The organism is uncultured Pontibacter sp. (genome assembly GCF_947502515.1).
Lineage (GTDB): Bacteria > Bacteroidota > Bacteroidia > Cytophagales > Hymenobacteraceae > Pontibacter.
Map to the genome: position 1 here is coordinate 503703 of NZ_CANNAI010000001.1, position 18687 is coordinate 522389.

General features: G+C 49.9%; 17 protein-coding genes. 3 read left to right on the forward strand and 14 right to left on the reverse strand.

All coding sequences use genetic code 11. The features are described 5' to 3' along the window. The 4 genes from rpsI to Q1A54_RS02465 all read right to left on the reverse strand — a co-directional run bounded on the left by rpsI (window position 1) and on the right by Q1A54_RS02465 (window position 3885). On the reverse strand, window positions 1–387 hold the full coding sequence (rpsI, locus tag Q1A54_RS02450; RefSeq protein WP_007657861.1) for a 30S ribosomal protein S9: 387 nt from the start codon (window positions 385–387) through the stop codon (window positions 1–3). A 6-nt stretch (window positions 388–393) separates the two neighbouring features. Continuing rightward, complete coding sequence (rplM, locus tag Q1A54_RS02455) at window positions 394–843, reverse strand: 50S ribosomal protein L13 (protein ID WP_196119887.1); 450 nt, start codon at window positions 841–843, stop codon at window positions 394–396. A gap of 212 nt (window positions 844–1055) precedes the next feature. Then, window positions 1056–3518: a M56 family metallopeptidase gene (locus tag Q1A54_RS02460; RefSeq protein WP_299984793.1), complete on the reverse strand. Its 2463-nt coding sequence runs from the start codon at window positions 3516–3518 to the stop codon at window positions 1056–1058. Between the two features lies 1 nt (window position 3519). Next, window positions 3520–3885 (reverse strand): BlaI/MecI/CopY family transcriptional regulator, encoded by a 366-nt coding sequence (locus tag Q1A54_RS02465; protein ID WP_299984795.1) that lies wholly within the window; start codon window positions 3883–3885, stop codon window positions 3520–3522. A gap of 223 nt (window positions 3886–4108) precedes the next feature. On the opposite strand from Q1A54_RS02465, the gene Q1A54_RS02470 reads away from it, so the two are divergent. After that, on the forward strand, window positions 4109–5089 hold the full coding sequence (locus Q1A54_RS02470; RefSeq protein ID WP_299984796.1) for an NAD(P)H-quinone oxidoreductase: 981 nt from the start codon (window positions 4109–4111) through the stop codon (window positions 5087–5089). A gap of 65 nt (window positions 5090–5154) precedes the next feature. Here Q1A54_RS02470 and Q1A54_RS02475 read toward each other — a convergent pair whose 3' ends face one another. The 5 genes from Q1A54_RS02475 to recA form a co-directional block, all read right to left on the reverse strand. Continuing rightward, the gene (locus tag Q1A54_RS02475) at window positions 5155–5868 is read right to left on the reverse strand and encodes an RluA family pseudouridine synthase (RefSeq protein ID WP_196120219.1); all 714 of its coding nucleotides are present in this window, start codon (window positions 5866–5868) and stop codon (window positions 5155–5157) included. A gap of 250 nt (window positions 5869–6118) precedes the next feature. After that, a complete protein-coding gene (locus tag Q1A54_RS02480) occupies window positions 6119–7159 on the reverse strand; it encodes an ATP-binding protein (RefSeq protein ID WP_299984798.1) in 1041 nt (346 codons plus the stop codon). Between the two features lie 3 nt (window positions 7160–7162). After that, the gene (locus Q1A54_RS02485; RefSeq protein WP_299984800.1) at window positions 7163–7858 is read right to left on the reverse strand and encodes a response regulator transcription factor; all 696 of its coding nucleotides are present in this window, start codon (window positions 7856–7858) and stop codon (window positions 7163–7165) included. Between the two features lie 195 nt (window positions 7859–8053). Beyond that, window positions 8054–8866: a DUF3108 domain-containing protein gene (locus tag Q1A54_RS02490; protein ID WP_196119875.1), complete on the reverse strand. Its 813-nt coding sequence runs from the start codon at window positions 8864–8866 to the stop codon at window positions 8054–8056. A gap of 171 nt (window positions 8867–9037) precedes the next feature. Beyond that, window positions 9038–10081 carry a recombinase RecA gene (gene recA, locus Q1A54_RS02495; protein ID WP_007657847.1) on the reverse strand — a complete coding sequence of 348 codons (1044 nt, stop codon included), beginning with the start codon at window positions 10079–10081 and terminating at the stop codon, window positions 9038–9040. A 196-nt stretch (window positions 10082–10277) separates the two neighbouring features. Here recA and Q1A54_RS02500 point away from each other — a divergent pair, with 196 nt between their 5' ends. Next, the gene (locus Q1A54_RS02500) at window positions 10278–11390 is read left to right on the forward strand and encodes a hypothetical protein (RefSeq protein ID WP_299984803.1); all 1113 of its coding nucleotides are present in this window, start codon (window positions 10278–10280) and stop codon (window positions 11388–11390) included. A 6-nt stretch (window positions 11391–11396) separates the two neighbouring features. Here Q1A54_RS02500 and Q1A54_RS02505 read toward each other — a convergent pair whose 3' ends face one another. Next, window positions 11397–12086, reverse strand: a complete 690-nt coding sequence (locus Q1A54_RS02505; protein WP_299984805.1) for a GNAT family protein — start codon at window positions 12084–12086, stop codon at window positions 11397–11399. Window positions 12087–12206: 120 nt separating this feature from the next. Here Q1A54_RS02505 and Q1A54_RS02510 point away from each other — a divergent pair, with 120 nt between their 5' ends. Next, entirely contained in the window at window positions 12207–13073 is an 867-nt protein-coding gene (locus Q1A54_RS02510; RefSeq protein ID WP_299984807.1) for an SDR family oxidoreductase, read from the forward strand. 79 nt (window positions 13074–13152) lie between these two features. On the opposite strand, the gene Q1A54_RS02515 is transcribed toward Q1A54_RS02510, so the two are convergent. The 4 genes from Q1A54_RS02515 to Q1A54_RS02530 form a co-directional block, all read right to left on the reverse strand. Continuing rightward, window positions 13153–13584 (reverse strand): hypothetical protein, encoded by a 432-nt coding sequence (locus Q1A54_RS02515; protein WP_299984809.1) that lies wholly within the window; start codon window positions 13582–13584, stop codon window positions 13153–13155. A 267-nt stretch (window positions 13585–13851) separates the two neighbouring features. Next, window positions 13852–14817 (reverse strand): MoxR family ATPase, encoded by a 966-nt coding sequence (locus Q1A54_RS02520; protein WP_299984811.1) that lies wholly within the window; start codon window positions 14815–14817, stop codon window positions 13852–13854. A 6-nt stretch (window positions 14818–14823) separates the two neighbouring features. Continuing rightward, window positions 14824–16197, reverse strand: coding sequence for a peptidylprolyl isomerase (locus Q1A54_RS02525; RefSeq protein ID WP_299984812.1), 1374 nt, complete (start codon window positions 16195–16197; stop codon window positions 14824–14826). Window positions 16198–16233: 36 nt separating this feature from the next. Next, entirely contained in the window at window positions 16234–18543 is a 2310-nt protein-coding gene (locus Q1A54_RS02530; RefSeq protein WP_299984814.1) for a peptidylprolyl isomerase, read from the reverse strand. Window positions 18544–18687: the final 144 nt, after the last annotated feature.

Here is an 18687-nt window from a genome sequence, read left to right on the forward strand (position 1 = left end):
TTAACGTTTACTGAACTGGAATGAACGACGCGCTTTGCGCTTACCGAACTTCTTACGCTCCACCATACGAGGATCTCTGGTTACGAATCCTTCTTTGCGGAGTGCAGATTTAGTCTCGGCGTTTTCTACTACCAGTGCTTTCGCGATAGCAAGTCTAAGTGCTTCAGCCTGGCCGCTTACACCACCACCTTTTAGATTAGCAGTAACATCGTACTTGCCAATTACTTCTAAGGTTTGAAACGGCTGATTCACAATAGTTTGCAGTACTTCGTCAGGGAAGTACGCCTTGATATCTTTACCGTTAATAGTGATATTCCCTTGCCCGGCCGTCATGTAGATACGAGCCACCGAGGTTTTTCTTCTACCAGATGTATTGATAACTTCCATTAATTATTAGATGTTGAGGGTTAATTCTTTAGGCTGCTGAGCTGCAAATGGATGCTCGCTTCCTGCAAAAACATGAAGATTACGGAATAGCTCGCGACCTAGTGGGCCTTTTGGCAACATGCCACGAACAGCACGCTCTACAAGCAGTGTAGAGGATTTAGCCTTAAGCTCACGTGGAGAAGTCTTGCGCTGACCACCTGGGTAACCAGTGTGTGACAGGTAATACTTCTGATCCCACTTGCGACCAGTGAAACGTACATTATCAGAGTTGATAACGATTACGTTGTCGCCGCAGTCAGCGTTTGGCGTGTACGAAGGCTTGTTCTTGCCTTTCAGGATCTTGGCGATTTCAGACGCCACGCGACCCAAGCTTCCTTGCCCTGCATCAATAATCACCCAGCCTTTGTTGGCTGTCTTCTTATTGACAGTAAGGGTCTTATAACTTAAATGATCCATTTTTGGTGGTTGTAAGCGATTTATTTAACAATTAATTTTTTCTCGAGGGTTCTTGAAAAATGGTCACAAAGATAGAAACTCTTTATTTGATATGCAATACTTGATGTAGAAATATGCTGGAACACAGAGGAATACTGAAAAAAACAGGCAGCGGCACAAAGCTGCACCGCCGCCTGTAAGCTAATCTATTATCCGGTTCTATTTATTAAAGGTTAGCGGAAAATGGTTCCGATCTTCACTGCACCAGTCTTTTTGTTGTTATGTACTACAATAATGTTCTCAGCGTCTACTATACTTTTAAGCTCTTCTGCATTATAAGTCATATCAGCCATTACTCCTTTTGGAGATATTACAGTTATTTTTAAACCTGCTAGATTACCTCTGTTATGTTTTTCGACAAAGTTTAATGACATCATATTATTGTTAAAAGCTATTTTAGCTGCTCTAACTTCTTGCTTAGTAATATCTTCTGGCCATATAAAGTAGGCAAGGTACTCCTCTGTTTCAACTACACGGCTTTCACCAGCTTTAGGTATAGCTGGCCCCTCATACCTTACTGGAGGAGGTGGGGGAGGTAGCTGCTCTCCTGGAGGTGCTGGTAGCACAGGAGGTATGGCGTCTTTAGCAGGTGCAGGGGGCGGTGGTGGTGTACCTGGCGCTTCTGGTGCTGGTGGTGGTGCAGGTGTTCCTGGAGCTGGTGGCGCTGGTGGTGTTGGCAGCTTTTTGTTAAACTCCTGAACCTGTTTAGAGTCTTTATTTTTCGCAGTTACGATCGAAACCACGCCCTTTGCAGCCCCTTTGCCAAAGGTCTCCTCTGCCGTTTTACCTTTAACTACATGGACGCTATGAATCGTTTGCGGATCAATTTTACGAGCAGCCTCTCTGCTGGTTTTTACTCCGTCAACAAAATACATGGCTGCGTCAGGAAGATTGTCGCCTGCTTGTAGCGCTTCTGGTGCTCTCACCGGTGGCGGGGGCGCAGGTAATTCATCTTTTATCATCACAGGCGGTGGGGGAGGCAGCAATCCTGGGAATTCTCCGTATTTGCTTCTCGCTTTGTCCATGCTCTTTTGGTCCTTCAGGTTATACATTTCAGTAGCCCCCGATTTCAAGAACAAGACTACTGCTTGTGGCCCTTTCTCTGGATGAATCTTCCAACCCACTTTATCGATAGTCGGGTTTCTTTTCAGGAAGTTGGTGTACTCCACAGGCAGGTTGTTACGGTCTTGGTAGTAGCCAATGTCCGTCGGCGAAAAAATGCGCTCTCCATCCTGTTGTTGTACAGCGTCATTTCTTTGAGAATCGAACTCGGCCCTAGTAACAACTTGTGCTGGGCCAGGGCCCGACGGGAGAGGGCCGTACTTCCTTTCAGCAGCAGCTCGGCTGTTCTTATCAGCCATGTTGTAGATCTCTTCCGTTGACTCCAAGCGTACTCTGATCTCTTTGCTTGACACCCATTCGAGCTTTCTTACCTGCGGGTTGCGGGCATAGAAAGCTTTGTGCTCTTCAGCTACTTTCTTGGCTCTTGCTTCCTGGTCTGGAGCATCACGTTTTACAACTGGCGGTGTGCTTGGTAGTTTTCCGTACTTCTTCTCAGCCGCCGCCATGCTTTGCTTGTCTCCAAAGTTATAGGTCTCTTCGGCACCAGACTTTAGTGCTATGACAATCTTATTGTTTGACTTCCAGGAAACCTTGCTTACTTCTGGATTGCGAGTGTAAAAGGCTGCATATTCGTCAGTCGGGCTTGCTTCTTTCTGTGCTGTTTCCTCTGTTGGAAGTATAGCATCGGTTAATGTGGTAATATCCTCCTGCGAGGCGCTTCTAAAAGCAACCAACAACACAGTTACGAGGGGCAACACAACCAACAGTCTGAGCCGGTTGGCTTTGCTTGTGGGCATTTTATTCATCATGGCAATTCGTCGTTTAAGTGATGGGAAATTAAACTGATTGGCAAGCTGAGGTTGTGTGGCGCCCACAACTTTCAGTAAGAGGTATTGGTATGCTACTCTATCGACGCCAGCATTTACAACATGCTGGTCGGCTATAAATTCAAGGTTTTCTTTCATGGCCTTTTTCATCAGCCACACGCCCGGGTTGAACCAGTAAAACACGGTGCTCAACTCGGCCAGCAGCACATCCAGTGTATGCCAGCCGTTCACGTGAATTTGCTCGTGCCGCAGAATCGACTCCAGTTCGGGCGACTGGTGCTGCGCTGGGTTCAGGTAAATGGTTTTCCAGAACGAAAAGGCTTCGCTTATACCTGACACTTTGCGGAAGTCCACACCCTGATACGAGGCGGGTACTGAGGCGCGGTGAATCTTGTAGAGCGACACAAATTGCACGAGCAGCCGTAGCAGCATCAGTCCGCAGCCGAGCCAGAACAGCCCGACAGGTATAAGCCAGTAGTCAAATGTAGGACCCTCTTCAGGTATAGCGGTGGGTGTCCAGGCAGGTATAACCACGGCATAGCTTTGCACCACGGCCAGCTCTTCGTGCCGACTAAACAACTCAGAGAGGTCTACCAACGGATAAACAGCCGAGAACAAGATGCCGAACACTAGGAAAAGCCGGTTGAGGTGGTAGAACGTGAGTTTGCGCAACACCAGGTAGTAGGCCAGGTAAAAGAGCACTAGGGCCACATTCGCTTTCAGCAGGTATAGGAGCAAGTCTGGCATATCATTTCGACTTTTTGTTCTCAATCATATCGATAATCTCTTTCAGCTCCTCGGCGCTAATCTGCTTTTCCTTGGCGAAAAAGGCCACCAGCTCTTTGTAGGAGTTTTTGAAGTAGTCGCCCACAAAGCCTTTCATGAAGCGCTTCTTGTAATCCTCTTCCTTGATGCTTGGAGTATAGCGGTAAGTGTTGCCGAACTTCTCGCTCTGCAGAAAGCCTTTCTTCTCGAGGTTCTTCACCGTAGAGGCCAGAGTAGTATAGGGTGGCTTCGGCTCGTCGAGTTTCTCCAGAAACTCTTTGATAAAACCGCCGTCCAGCGACCAAATCGCTTGCATGGCTTCCTCTTCTTGTTGTGTCAGCTTTTCCATAATTCTACGATGTTTTCGTATAGTTACGAAAGTTTCGTAGAAAGGTCAAGTGTTTGTGCTATAATTCTTTGAATATTTTTCTGAATGCTTCACAATCCTGCTAATGCCACCCGCAGACGCGGTTTTGGGAATAATGCGGAAACATCTAATTTTAAGAGGCGTCTTAAAGTGTAGCGGTATACCTGTTACAGGTATAGCCATCCATTTATTTAAACTGACCAACATGAAAGCCATACTTGTAAAACAGCCCGGCGGACCAGAGCAACTAATGCTGGGAGAATACGAACAGCCATTGCCTAAACCTAACGAACTGCTGGTGCGCGTACACGCCACTGCGCTCAACCGAGCCGACACCTTGCAGCGACAGGGTAAATACCCACCTCCGAAGGGAGAAAGTCCGCTACTGGGCCTCGAAATAGCCGGAGAGGTAGTAGAAGCAGGTATAAACTGCACCCGCTTCAAAAAAGGCGATAAAATCATGGGTCTGCTACCGGGCGGTGGCTATGCTGAGTATGCCGTGATACACGAAGAAATGGCCATGGCTATACCTGGCAATCTGAGCATGGAAGAAGCCGCCGCTATACCTGAGGTATTCCTCACAGCCTGGCAAGCGATCTCCTGGTTAGGCAAGTTGCAGGCAGGTGAGCGCATGCTGATACACGCCGGAGCCAGTGGGGTAGGTACGGCAGGTATACAACTGGCCCGTGCCCTACAAGCGCAGGTACTGGTGACTGCTTCTGAAAAGAAAGTAAAGGCCTGTCTGGACTTAGGCGCTCACAAAGCGATCGATTATAAGGAGGTGCCTTTTGAGGACGAGGTACTGGCCTTTACCAATTCTGAGGGGGTAGATGTGATCGTGGACTTTATCGCCGGACCATACTTTAAGCAAAACATTGCCTGTCTCCGCCTGGATGGCAGGATGGTGCTGTTGGCTAGCCTGGGCGGTGGTAAGGTAGAAGAGTTTGACCTGCGCCAGATCCTGATAAAGCGCCTGCAGGTGATTGGCTCTACGCTTCGTTCCCGCACCCGCGACTATCAGATCAAACTCACACAGGACATGGCTGCTTTTGCGATGCCTTTATTTGAGAGTGGCACGATTAAGCCAGTTGTTGACTCTGTATTTGACTGGTCTGATGTGGCTGAGGCGCACCGCCACATGGAGGCCAATAAGAACATCGGCAAGATTGTGCTGCGGGTAAGTTAGAAAAGCTATACCTTATACAAGCAAAAAGGGGACTAATGTCGCATCAGGCCCCTTTGTTTTTTACGCTAGTTGTACTGCCTTAGTTGCTTGATCAGCACTGCCATGTCTTTTGGGTATGGCGCTTCTACTTTGATCGGCTCCTCGTTCATCAGTCTGAAGCCAATCGTGTGCGAGTGCAGTGCAAATCGTTTGATAAGCGGTTGCTCTTCGGTTTGTTGCTTGAGGTTGAACTTGCGTTTCAACGTGCTCAGGTATAGGTCCTCGCCGCCGTACAGTTTATCGCCCACAATCGGTGCTCCTAGGAAAGCCAGGTGAATGCGAATCTGGTGTAGGCGGCCTGTTACCGGCATACACTCCAGCAAGGTATGGCGACTGTAGCTTTCCAGCGTCGTGAAATATGTTTCGGCTGGTTTGCCCTGTGGGGTCAGTTTGGCTACACCTTTAGCACCAGCCAGTATTGAGCGGTTCACGAGTTGGTCTTCAAACTTATGCACACCCCAGGCTACGGCATGGTATACCTTGTACACCTCGCGGTGCTCAAACTGCATCGACATGTGGCGGTAAGCCTCCGGGTTTTTGGCAAACACCAGGCAGCCGGAAGTATCTTTGTCGAGGCGGTGGCAGGCTTGCAGATCCGGGTTATGCTGCTTGGCGAGCTTAAGTAGGTTGGTGGTATTGGGAGTGCGGTCTTCGAGGGTGGACAAAAACGGTGGCTTATTCACCACCAGAAAGTCCTCGTTCTCAAATATAATCAGGTCTTTAAAAACCGGGTATTTCATGCGTAACTGTATCATTAACAAGCGCGGCTATACCTTAGCCACACAGCATGCAAAGATACGCAAATTTGGTGGTAGCTGATTGTTGGTAACTTATTGTTAATTGTTGAATAGCTGAATTGCTAAATGGTTAAATTGTTGAAACTCCTTTATAATGCCGAATAGAGGTGCGGCTCCTGAATCAGTTTTCTAACTATTGAGACAGTTAAGGAGATACCTGATTTATTTAAAAAATCAACAATTTAACCACCAACTATCCCTTCGCCTTGAGCAGTTTAAAGCGGAGCGTTGTCCCTTTGCCGAGCTCGCTTTTTACAGCGATGAATGAGCGATGGGCTTCGATGATGTGTTTGGAGATGGCCAGGCCAAGGCCTGAGCCTCCTTTGTCGCGGGAGCGGCTCTTGTCGATGCGGTAGAAGCGTTCGAATATGCGGTTAATATGCTCCTGGGCTATACCTGTGCCGTCGTCTTTTACGGTAATGGTATAGCGCTTGCGACCTTCTGTAAACGAAACCCAGATGTTGCCGCCAGTCCTGCCATACTTGATGGCATTGTCCACGAGGTTGATAAACACTTGCCGTATTCGGTTGGGATCGGCGTGCAGCATGACCTTTTCATTTGGCTCCACATCCAGCAGGTGTAGTTTTATCTGGCTGTTGCTGGCTTTTTGCTCCAGTTGCTCAAACACCTCCCGTACCAGCTGCACAGCGTCAAAGTCTTGCTTCTCCATTTTCACAACGCCCTTTTCGAACTGCGAGATGCTGATCAGGTCCTGCACCAGGGTGTCAAGGCCATCAAGGCTATTGGCTGCTTTCTGTAGAAACTTATCGCGCACGTTGGGGTCGTCCATGGCGCCGTCGAGCAAGGTATGGATAAAGCCTTGCGCAGCGAAAATGGGAGTCTTGAGCTCATGCGACACATCAGCCAAAAACTCGCGGCGCATGACCTGCAGGTGCCTGAGTTCGTCAATTTCCTGCTGCTTGCGCTCTGCAATCTGGTAGATGTCGTCTTTTATTTTCCGGAGCGGGTCAGCCGTAAACAGGGAACGGCCCTCTGCTTTGCGGTATTCCTGTTTTTTGATTTTCTCCAAGCTGGAGTACACGTTTTTGATCTCACGGAACACCAGTGCCTCGTACGAGAAATAGATCAGCAGAAAGCAGCAGATGAACACCAGTACAAGCGCTGCCATTAGGCCCCTTGATGAAAAGTAGCTGGCTAAAGCCAGAAAAGCAGTAAGCACAAGGGCCACTGCCAGGGATACCAAAAGGGCAAGCGTACGGGAGTTTAAGTTCATGTATCAGTCAGTGTTAAACTTATAGCCAACACCCTTGATGGTTCTGATCTGATCTTCCCCAATCTTCTCACGCACTTTGCGAATGTGAACGTCCACAGTTCGGGCGATCACATACACATCACTACCCCATACGTTGTTGAGCAGTTCTTCGCGCGTAAATACTTTGTTGGGAGTGGCTGCCAGAAAGGACAGGAGTTCAAACTCCTTTTTTGGAAGCGTGATCTTTTCGTCGCCTTTGTACACGGCAAAGCTGGTGCGGTCTATACGTAAACCCCCGATCTCGATCACCTGTTCCTGCTCTTCCTGCTGCGCATCGCGGCGGGCATAGGCTGCCAGGCGGCTGAGCAGGGCACGGGGTTTAATGGGTTTTGTGATGAAGTCGTCAGCGCCGGCATCGAAAGCGGCAACTTCGGAGAACTCCTCTGACCGGGCAGTCAGGAAGATAATGTGTGTCTGGCGGAAGTCCTGCTCTTCGCGCAGCTGACGGCAGGCGGCGATACCGTCCAGTACCGGCATCATCACATCCATCAGAATCACATTCGGCTTAAAGGTATGCGCTACCTCTATGGCCTTCTTGCCGTTCTCGGCCTGGGCTACGTCGTAGCCTTCGCGAGCCAGGTTGTACTGCAGTAGCTCCACGATATCCGGGTCATCGTCAACTACCAGTATTTTGTAATGGGCTTGGGTTGGTGTCTGCACGTGTTTATGATTAGAGTTGCCTGTCAGCAGAACAGGCAGGTATAGCTATTGTTGGAAGCCATTTGGCTGCATCCATTTCATGACAAAGATATTATTTCGGCAGGTATGGAATGCGTAGATAACCAAATCATAATATTTTCTTAACATTGGCAGCTCGTGTACAAAAAAAGCCAGCTACTAGAGCTGGCTTTTCCTTTATTTCTGTGCCACGAGGGCAGGTTTATGCTTCAGGTTCTTGTGTTCGTACAGGTCCACTTTTACAGCGCCCACAAACATATCAGCCGATATCAGCACCGGCACCTTGTTTCGGTCATCTGACAGGTATACCGTGATCGCATCCTCTCCCTTAAAGAGCTTGTTCTTAGGCATTCGCGGCACCAGTTTGATGGCTCTGAAAGAACCGGCCTTAGTGTTAACCGTTTCGCGGCCCTGGTACGTTACCACCATGTCAAAAGCCTCCTCATCAAAAAAGCCTTTGATAGTGAACTTGTCGCCCGGCTTGAAGCGGTCATAATCCAGTGTGCGGAGGTAATAGAAGCCACTCACGATATCCTGGGCGCCGGCTGGAATTTTATGCGTGCTTTGCTTCTTGTCCTTATTTTTTTTCTTCATCTCTACCTGCGCCGTGTTTGTGAAGTGGTTAAAATCCACCGTCTCACGCTTGCGGTAACTGCCTTCCTCTATATTACGGAAAGAGCGGTGAGGCAAAATAGCAGCCGTGTCAATGTATGACTGCCAGGTGTCACGGATCCTGATGAAGAGGTCGAATGAACTGGTTGTTTTGCCGTACACAGTTGCCTTGTAAGTAGGTCTGTCGTTAATGCGATGCAGGCCAGGCGCTATGTCAATCACGGCTTCGGCCGCTGTGATGGGGCCGTAGTGCACTTTGTATTTAAGCAGCTCTCCTGCTGTGAAGCTTTCATTTGGGACAGTGCGTAGCGACTCCTTGGCCACAAAGCCAGAGAGAGCAACTAACACTAACACAATAATTGGTAATATCCTTTTCATAAGCTAACGGGTAAGGCTGGTGTCGTTTACAGTTTGTGTCCAACTATTATACCAAATTCAGGCCTTTACACTAAGGTAATATCTTATATTCACACTACCAACAACTTAAAACGCAAAAAGGTGCTATGTAGCATAGCACCTTTTTGATTACTTGTTAACTGGGAATAATGTTCATTCCGCGCCACTTGGATCTTCCAGCGCAGCGGCCACTTTTTCAGGCTCGCCTTTTACGATCGCTCTGATCTTCGCTTCGATCTCTTCCTGCAGCTCTGGGTTGTCAAGCAGTATCTGCTTCACGCCATCGCGGCCCTGACCCAGCTTGTCGCCGTTGTAAGAGAACCAAGAGCCAGACTTCTGCACCACGCCAAGCTCTACGCCCAGGTCAAGGATCTCACCTACTTTAGAGATACCCTCGCCGTACATGATGTCAAATTCTACTACTTTGAACGGAGGCGCTACTTTGTTCTTCACTACCTTCACACGAGTACGGTTACCAGTAATGTTATCAGCAGACTCTTTGATCTGGCCAACACGACGGATGTCCAGACGTACAGAGGCGTAGAACTTAAGGGCGTTACCACCCGTAGTGGTTTCCGGGTTACCGAACATCACACCGATCTTCTCACGAAGCTGGTTGATGAAGATACAGCAGCAGCCAGTTTTGTTGATCGTACCGGTCAGCTTACGCAGTGCCTGTGACATCAATCGAGCCTGAAGGCCCATCTTGCTGTCACCCATGTCGCCTTCCAGTTCGCCTTTCGGTACCAGGGCGGCAACAGAGTCAATTACAATAATATCGATCGCACCGGAGCGGATCAGGTGGTCAGCGATCTCCAGTGCCTGCTCACCATTGTCAGGCTGAGAGATCAGCAGGTTTTCTGTATCGATTCCGAGTTTCTCGGCATATACCTTGTCAAATGCGTGCTCTGCGTCAATGAAGGCAGCCAGGCCACCGGCGCGCTGCGCCTCTGCAATAGCATGCATGGTAAGCGTGGTTTTACCAGAGGATTCAGGACCGTAGATCTCAATGACACGGCCGCGCGGTAAACCGCCAATTCCTAAAGCAATGTCAAGTCCAAGCGAGCCGGTAGAGATAGCCGGAATGTCTTCCACTTTGTTGTCGCTTAGCTTCATTACGGTGCCTTTACCGTAAGTCTTGTCAAGCTTGTCTATCGTCAGCTGCAGGGCTTTTAGTTTTTCGTTGCTTACGCTCATGTGTGTTTAATTAAATAGCTTTATATTGATGTGAAATTACGACGTTCAAAATCAATTTGCAAAAAAAGTAACAGGTATTTTGCTAAATATTTTAGTTGAGTATGGCCGTCTTGTTACAACATATATCGATAGGCTTTTGTGCCATATTATTCCCTTTTTTATGAGATATTTCAGGCTTTTATTTTGTGCCTTTGCTGTGCTTTACAGCCCTTTAGCCTATAGTCAGCTCAACAACGACGCACTCAAGCTAACTATACCCGTCAAACCTGAAAATGCTAATCAAATTAGAATTGGGCTGCATGCTTTTGGCTTTTCTAAAAACAATGAGTACTTCAACAGGATAGCCGATGGCTATACCTTGTTTGGTTACCACCTGATGCCGCGGGTAAGCTATTATCCGTCTGCCTCGGTGCGTATAGATGCCGGTGCTTTTCTGTGGAAAGACTTTGGCAGCTCGGGCTACCAGGACTTTCAGCCAACCTTCACCGTAAAATGGCAGCGCGAAAACTGGGCCTTTGTGTTCGGTACTTTAGAAGGTAACGTCAGTCACGATTATGTAGAGCCGCTCTATGATTTTGAGCGTGTGATCAACGACAGGCTGGAGAACGGGCTGCAGTTTTTGCTGAACACGCATCGTGTCAAACTGGATGCCTGGATTGACTGGAGCAAAATGATCTACCGGGCTGATCCTGTGCGGGAAGAAGTGGCTGGGGGTGTCAGTTCTGCTATACGCCTGTTCAACCGGCCTGGCAGGGCAGAAGGCGATACCCTGCGCCTGGCTATACCTGTGCAGTTTACGGCGCAGCACAAAGGCGGGCAGATCGATAGTTCGCCGTTGCCTTTGCTTACCGTAGTCAATGCGGCAGTGGGGATAGAGCTGGAACGGATGCTGCCGCATCGTGTACTCCACCGGGTATACACCAGGAATTATCTGCTGGGTTTTAACGACTACTCCAATACATTCCAGCTTCCGTTTACAAAGGGAGGCGCTATCTACCTCAACGCAGGTATAGATACCAAGTACCAGGATGTGATGCTGAGTTACTGGCGTGGGGACGGGTATATCACTGAGCTAGGGGGGAAGCTTTTTCAGTCAGCCTCCACAACTTATAAAGATCCTGACTACATCCAGGAGGACCGCCATCTGCTGATCCTGCGATTGATGAAGGACATCGAAATCATGGAAGACCTACACCTGACACTTCGGTTAGAGCCTGTGGTCGACCTTGACAATCCGAAACTGGAGTTTTCGAATGCGCTATACCTGACCTTCGACACTGATTTCTTTGTAGCGAAACCCCGTAAGTAAAGCGGTTTACACGGCAGTCTGGGTGTCGCGCTCTTTGAGTTGCGTTGCCTGCTCGTAATCGTCGCGGGTCATGCCGTAGTAGCGCAGGTCCAGTAGCTCTTCTGAGTCAGCACCCTTGAAGTCGCTTCGCAGCACACCTTCCTTTAAGAAGCCGCAATTCTCGGCCAACTTTGAGCATACATTATTATAGTGTGTGCAGCGCATGTATACCTTGTTGAGCTTCACGTCCTCAAATGCAAAATGCAACACTGCTTTGAACGCCTCCTGTGCCAGGTCCAGCATTTCAGACCAACTCGTAAAGTATAATGCTGCCTCTGCTTTTGGTACAGAACGGTCTATGTTCTTGAGCGTGATGTCGCCAATGTATGTGTTGCTCTCCCGAAGCCAGACCCCAAAGTCGAACTGCTTGCGGTTGTCCCAGTCGCTGCGCAACTGGGCCAGCTGTATGCGTGCATCTTCGAGTGCGCGTACCCGGGCCACTCTCCCTGTAAAGGCGGGACTCAGGGCTGCTGTGTTCTCCTGAATAAGGCGCATAAATTCCTGCTCGTCTCCTTCTGCGTAGGGCCTAAGTACCAGGTGTTCTGTTTCCAGTTGTTCTTCAAAGGCGTCGGGCAAGGTATTGTATAAATAGCTCATAGCGATGGTGTAGTTATAATGAATCAGATGTGACGTTGTTCCGCCTGCTTTGTTTGTCATACGCTATCCAGCTAAAAATGTGGAAATTATCTTCCTTGTCCTGTCACGAGCTAACCGACCAGCAGTCATGGCCGTTACAAGCTTATACAATACATGTGCTTTAACATTAATCAATTAACTATGAAAAACAGATTAGAAGGCAAGGTCGCTATTGTGACAGGCGGCGGTACAGGTATAGGAGAGGCTATCTGCAAGAAATTTGCGCAGGAAGGTGCCCGTGTGGTGGTAGCAGGCTTTCCGGAGGATCCCGTAGACGATGTCGTAAAGGAGATACAGAAGGGGGGAGGAAAAGCAATCGCTTATAATGGTGATATCTCCACAGAAGTCAATGCCAAGGAATGCGTTAAATTGGCTGTAAAAGAGTATGGACAACTTGACATCCTGATCAACAATGCGGGTGTTTTTCCGGAGGTGAACATGCTGCAGGACTATACAGAGGAGGCGCTGGACTACATGATCAAGAACAATATTAAGTCAGCTTTTGCCATGAGCAAGGCCGCGCTGCCTGAACTGCACAAAACAAAAGGAAACATCGTGTCGGCCGGATCGGAGGCCGGTGTAATTGGTATAGCGCAGAATGCGCCCTACGGTGGAACTAAAGGATTTATACATGCTTTCATGAAAGGACTCGCTGTGGAGCAGGCGCAGTTTGGTGTGCGGGTTAACATTGTAGGCCCAGGGCCAATCGACACTGCCTGGACGCACAAGAGCACCGGACCAATGGATAAGAAGATGGTGAAGACCATGAAGGTAGCCACACCCATGGGGCGCAGAGGCAGTCCGGAAGAGGTAGCGAACGTCTACTGCTTCCTGGCCTCAGACGAGGCTTCGTATGTGACGGGTGCACTTTATATGGTTGATGGAGGCATCACGGTCGCCAAAGGCCCTGTAGGCGAGGAGGCGGACTCCAGCATGAAGAAGCAGCCAAAAGGCGACCTGGACCTGGATCACTCCAAAGAGGGGCATACCTCCATCCGGAATAAGTAAGCTTCGTCTGGTATAGAAAACAAAGCACCCACAGGTATAAGTCTGCGGGCGCTTTGCTTTTATCAGGTATAGCCGCTGGCTATTGATTCAGTAGGAAAGGGTACTTGAAGTGTTTTGGGCTGTTAAGTTGCTGCTGGCGCATCATCACCTCCAGGGTATGGGCCGTTTCATTGAAATACTCCAGTCTTCGAATCAGCATTTCTTTTTGCAGTACAACGCCGCCTGCTGTTTTCATGTAGGCTCGCTTTTCTTCCAGTACACGCTGCAAAGTATCCATTACGGCATTCTCATTCTGCTCAAACCAGCGGGTAAAATCCTCCAGACGAGCAGCACCTGCTGTTTCAGATTTGAAGTCAAGGCCGTGCAGGCGCAGGATGTCAGCCAGCAGGTCTACTTCCAGCGGAATAGATACATTGTAAGGCATGGAGCGAACTTCCAGTCTGCTGTTCAGGGCTCCGATGATAGTGGCCAGGTTGTCTTTAAAGCGAACGTATAGCGCTGCCGCCTCCATAAGTTTCAGGGTAATGTGTCAAAAATCAGTACAGCCGCAAAATTACACCAATAAGCTTAGATTGCTACATTGTTTGATGAATTGTTGATTGCTGGTTGTTAATTGTTGCCTCTTGAATGGTTGAATTGTTCAATTGCTGAATTGTTGACGTCCTATATGACTGAAAATCTGTTAAGTTCACTCCTCCAATCTTACTAGAAAACAATATCTAGTCGGCTTGAGCTATACCTGAGAAATTTTAAACAATCAACAATAAGCAATCAACAATTAAAGCAACTCCTGGATGAGCTGCTCAACCGTAATACCCTCGGCCTCGGCTTTGAAGTTGCGCACGATGCGGTGACGCAGAATAGGGAGTGCAACAGCCTGCACATCTTCTATGTCAGGCGAGTACTTTCCATTAAGCAGGGCGTTGCATTTTGCTCCGATGATCAAATGCTGCGAGGCACGCGGACCGGCACCCCACTCCAGGTATTGACTGGCCCGTTCTGACCCCATCGCTGTATTAGGGCGGGTTTTGTGAACCAGCTTCACGGCATATTCCACCACATTGTCCACCACAGGCACGCGGCGCACCAATTGCTGGAAAGCCATGATGTCATCAGCGTGCAAGATCTTGTCAAGTGCCACACGGGCAGCACCGGTGGTGTTCTTCACAATCTGCAGCTCCGACTCGTAGCTTGGGTAGCCCAGCGTAATGTTGAACATGAAGCGGTCGAGCTGTGCTTCGGGCAGGGGGTAGGTACCTTCCTGCTCGATCGGGTTTTGGGTGGCAAGTACGAAGAACGGGCGTGGAAGCTCGTAGCGCTTGCCGGCAACTGTCACGGCATACTCCTGCATAGCTTCCAGCAGGGCTGCCTGTGTTTTGGGAGGAGTACGGTTGATCTCGTCCGCCAGAATGATGTTGGCGAAGATAGGGCCCGTCACAAAGTTGAAGTTGCGGTCCTTGTCCAGTGTCTCGGCTCCTACAATATCACTTGGCATCAAATCCGGGGTGAACTGCACCCGGCTGAAGGACATATCAAGCGAAGAGGCGATGGTCTGGATGAGGAGGGTTTTGGCAAGACCGGGAACACCGACCAGAAGGCAGTGCCCCTGACAAAAAACGGCTGTGAGCACCAGGCGCACGACCTCTTCCTGTCCTACTATGACTTTAGATATTTCGGAAGTGAGGTCCTGGTAGGAGCGGTGCAGCGCATCAGCTGCTTCTTTGTCAGAGGTATACTGCTTCATGGGTGTCTATTGCGTTAAGTTAAGCACTTTGCATCGGTCGTAGTCCGGATCGATCTCGATGAATACGGTGTCAATGTTTTTTCGGAACCACTCATCCACAGCTTTGTCTCTTTTCTGTGCCAGGGCGGCGGCGGCGATCTTTTGGTAGTCGTCGCGCAGGTTGGCGAGGTGAGGAGACGATTTGTAACGAAGCTGGATGATGCGGGCTGCTTCTCTACCGTCAGGCGTTGTGAAGCTAACTGGCTTCGACACGTCACCAACTTTCATGGTGTCGATCACGAAGAATATACCTGGTTCCACTTCATCCATCGGGATGTAAGAACTACCAGTTATACGGCTCATCAGGGTGCCACCGTTGTCTTTTGTGTTCTTGTCGTCCGAAAAATCTTTGGCAGCCTTGGCAAAGCTAATGCTGTCATTCACGATCAGCGTACGCACACTGTCCAGGGCGGCGATGGCATCCTGCACATCCACACGGGCGGTGGCAGGCTTGATCAGGATATGACGTGTGTTGAACTCCTGGCCTTTGCGCTCGATCATCTGGATCAGGTGGAAGCCGAACATGGACTCTATGACATTAGACATCTGGCCTGGCTCGAGGCGCAGCGCGGCGGCTTCATACTCTGGTACCAGTTCTTTCTTCTTGAAGAAGCCCAGTTCTCCACCAGCTTCTGCTGAACCCGGGTCTTGCGAATACTCACGTGCCAGTGTGGCAAAGTCTTCTCCGGCCACAATGCGCTCACGTAGAGCTTCCAGTTGCTGGCGGGCAGCCTGCTTCTGCTGGCGGCTTACCTCTGCATACTTCACGATGTGGCTCAGTTGTACTTCGCTGGAGAAGTAAGGCAAGCTGTCAGCCGGGATCTGGTTGAAATAACGACGTACCTCTTTCGGGGTAACGGTTACTTTCTCAGTGATATCACGCTGCATCTTTTCAGACACCATCTGGTTGCGAACAGTGCGGCGCAGTTCGTCGCGCAGCTGCTTAATGCTCTTTTTGTAGTACTGCTCCAAACGCTCGGTACCGCCCACTTGGGAGGCCAGGTAATCAATTCGGCGGTTCAACTCACCGGTTACGGCAGCTTCCTCCACTACAACTGAGTCAATCTCGGCACGGGCCAGCAATAGCTTCTCCTGTACCATCGATTTAAGTATCTCGCACTTCAAGGGCTCGTTCTGTTCGCTTGGCTGCTGTTTGTTCTGGGCCAGGTACTGCAGGTAGCTGAATTCAAGTTCGGAACGCAGGATCACATGGTTGTCTACCTTGGCAATAATGCCGTCCAATTTTTTCTGGGTAGGTGCCTGTGCCGTAGCTGTAAATACCGTAATCAGGCTGAGCAGTAGCAGGGCCAGGTTTTTCGTTTTATAGATTGTGTTATGCATGTTGGCTTCTATCGGTTCTCTCGTTGCGGACCCGCTTTATTTTCTGATAATTTTATCGACCTCTGTCTGGTTAACGCTAACCGGGTTCTTTTCCTGCAGCTGCTTTACCCACTGCTCGTCCAGGTAGTTCTGGTAGTCAGCCGTTACCTGACCTCTCACTTCAGACAGCTGCTTGGGAGCAGGAGCCAGCACATCGTGCACGATCACCAGGTACTTGCGTCCGTTCAGTTCGGTGTTGTAAGAGCCTTTTTCCCACTTCACAGCGTCCACAGCTTTGTTTTCGCCTTTCTGGAATTTTTTCTCGACGATCTGTACACCTAGCGGGTTGCCAGCATTCAGGTTGTCAGCCAGTGCGCTCAACTCTGAAGAGTAAAGCGTGAACGACACGCGTCTGTTGCGGCGGCGACCTGTTTCGGTATTGTCAGCAGCGGCTTGCTTGGTTTTGCCCAGTGCTTTGGCGCTGAGCTGATCTGCTGCTACGCCATGGGCTGTCAGGTAAGCCATTATAGCCTGCGAGCGCTCTGCGGAAAGGTCACGCTTGCCAGCTGCTTCACGTGCATCGGCATGGCCATTCACTTCCAGTGTCAGGTTCGGGTTATTGCTTAAGCGGTCAGCCAATTCGTTCAGTCGGGCTATACTTGCCTGATCCGGGGTGGCGCTGTTCGTTTCGAAAGTAATATCGGCTGGTTTGCCGTTGCGTACCTCGTAGCGGCGCTCACTCAACTGCTGCTGTGCTTTAGTGAGCAGTTCTGCATTGGCAGCGCTGATCACGGTGGCCTGTGCACGCTCTTTCCACTGGTACTTATCACGGTTCTGCTCAAAGTACGCCTGGAGGCCAGCTGTGTCTTCTACAGCCTTTGACCATACCTTTTCGTCCATCAACTGGAACAGCAGGATGCCGTCGTGGTACTCACGCACCAGCATGCGGTAATCCGGATACTTGTTCTCCAGGTTGGCACGCTCGTAAGCCAACAGGCTCTTCTGCACGAAGTTGTCATAGAACGAGCTCATGTGGTGCTGTGGGGTGCCTGCCATACGCGGACGTTGCTCAGCCCTCACATAGGTATAGAAGTCGGCCACGGTATAAGGCTTGCCCTGTATTGTGAACAGTGTATTCTTCAGAGATTTATCAGCGGCATCATAGTCCCATTTACCTTGCATCAGGGCGTCTGTCGCCTTACCCAAGGCAGCGGCTTTCACAGTGGCATCTTCGCTGAAGTTGTTTTCTGTTTTGATGCGCTTCAGGAAGGCTGCTTTGTTCAACTCGGAGCGGGAGTCTTTGGCAATCTTGTTGCGCAGGTTCTGCTCCATGTCCTCAAACGGAGGAAGCGATTGCTTGCCGATAAGCTTGATTATGTGCCAGCCATAAGGCGTCAGTACCGGAGGGGCCACTTCACCTTCTTTTTTCAAGGCAAATGATACCTCTTCAAACGAAGGGATCATGCGGCCAGTACCGAACCAAGGCAGCTCTCCGCCGTTGGCGGCAGAGTTGGCGTCCTCTGAAAACTCAGCGGCCAGGCGGTCCCAGCTCTCGTTGCGCTGCACACGCTTATAGATGGCATCGATGCGCTGCTTGGCTGCCAGTGAGTCTGCCTTCGGCATACCCGGTGTGGCACGTACCATGATGTGAGCTACTTTTACTTCGCCCTGTGCGGCACGCTTGTCGTTTACTTTGATCAGGTGATAGCCGAATCGGGTGCGAACCGGCATCGAGATCTGGCCAACGGGTGTTTTGTAGGCGGCGTCTTCGAAGCGGTATACCATCTGCATGGCCGTAAAGTAGCCCAGGTTGCCACCGTTTTCAGCTGCCGATGGGTCGTGTGAAAACTCACGGGCAAGCTTTTCAAAGGCCTCTCCAGCCTCCAAGCGCTTGCGCAACTCCAGGGCCTGGTTGTAGGCTGCCAGTGTGTCCTGCGGGCTTGGGTCGTTGGGTAGACCGAGCAGTATGTGCGATGCGTTCACCTCCTGTTTCAGGCGCTCGTAAGCCTCCTGCACCAGCTGGTCGGTTACACTTTTTTCGGTGAGGTAAGGTTGGGCGAGTTGTTCCTTATAGCCCTCCAGTTCGCGCTTAAAAGCGGTGGTGGTGTCCAGGCCACGGCTTTCGCCTTCCATCACCTTCAGCTTGAAACGGGTATAGAGATCGAGGTATTCGCTTACACTCTGGCGAGTATAGGCGTCTTCATTGCCTCCGTTGTTCTTCTCATACACATACTGAAACTCGGATGTGTAAATAGGTTGGGAGCCAATGGTCGCAATGATAGGTTCCTGCTTGTCATTCTTCCTGGTTGCGGTACAGCCAGCCATTAGGAGGGCCGCTGCCGCAACAAGTAGTTGATTGCTGCGCATAAATAGATGATAAACTAACGCTTGGTTTTGTCCTGACGAGGTCAGATCATGCAATTTTAGTTAATTTTTCTGACAGATTAGTCAAAAAGTACCACTATAATCCTATTGCATGCGATTTCGTTCCGGATAACGGACAAGGGGCGC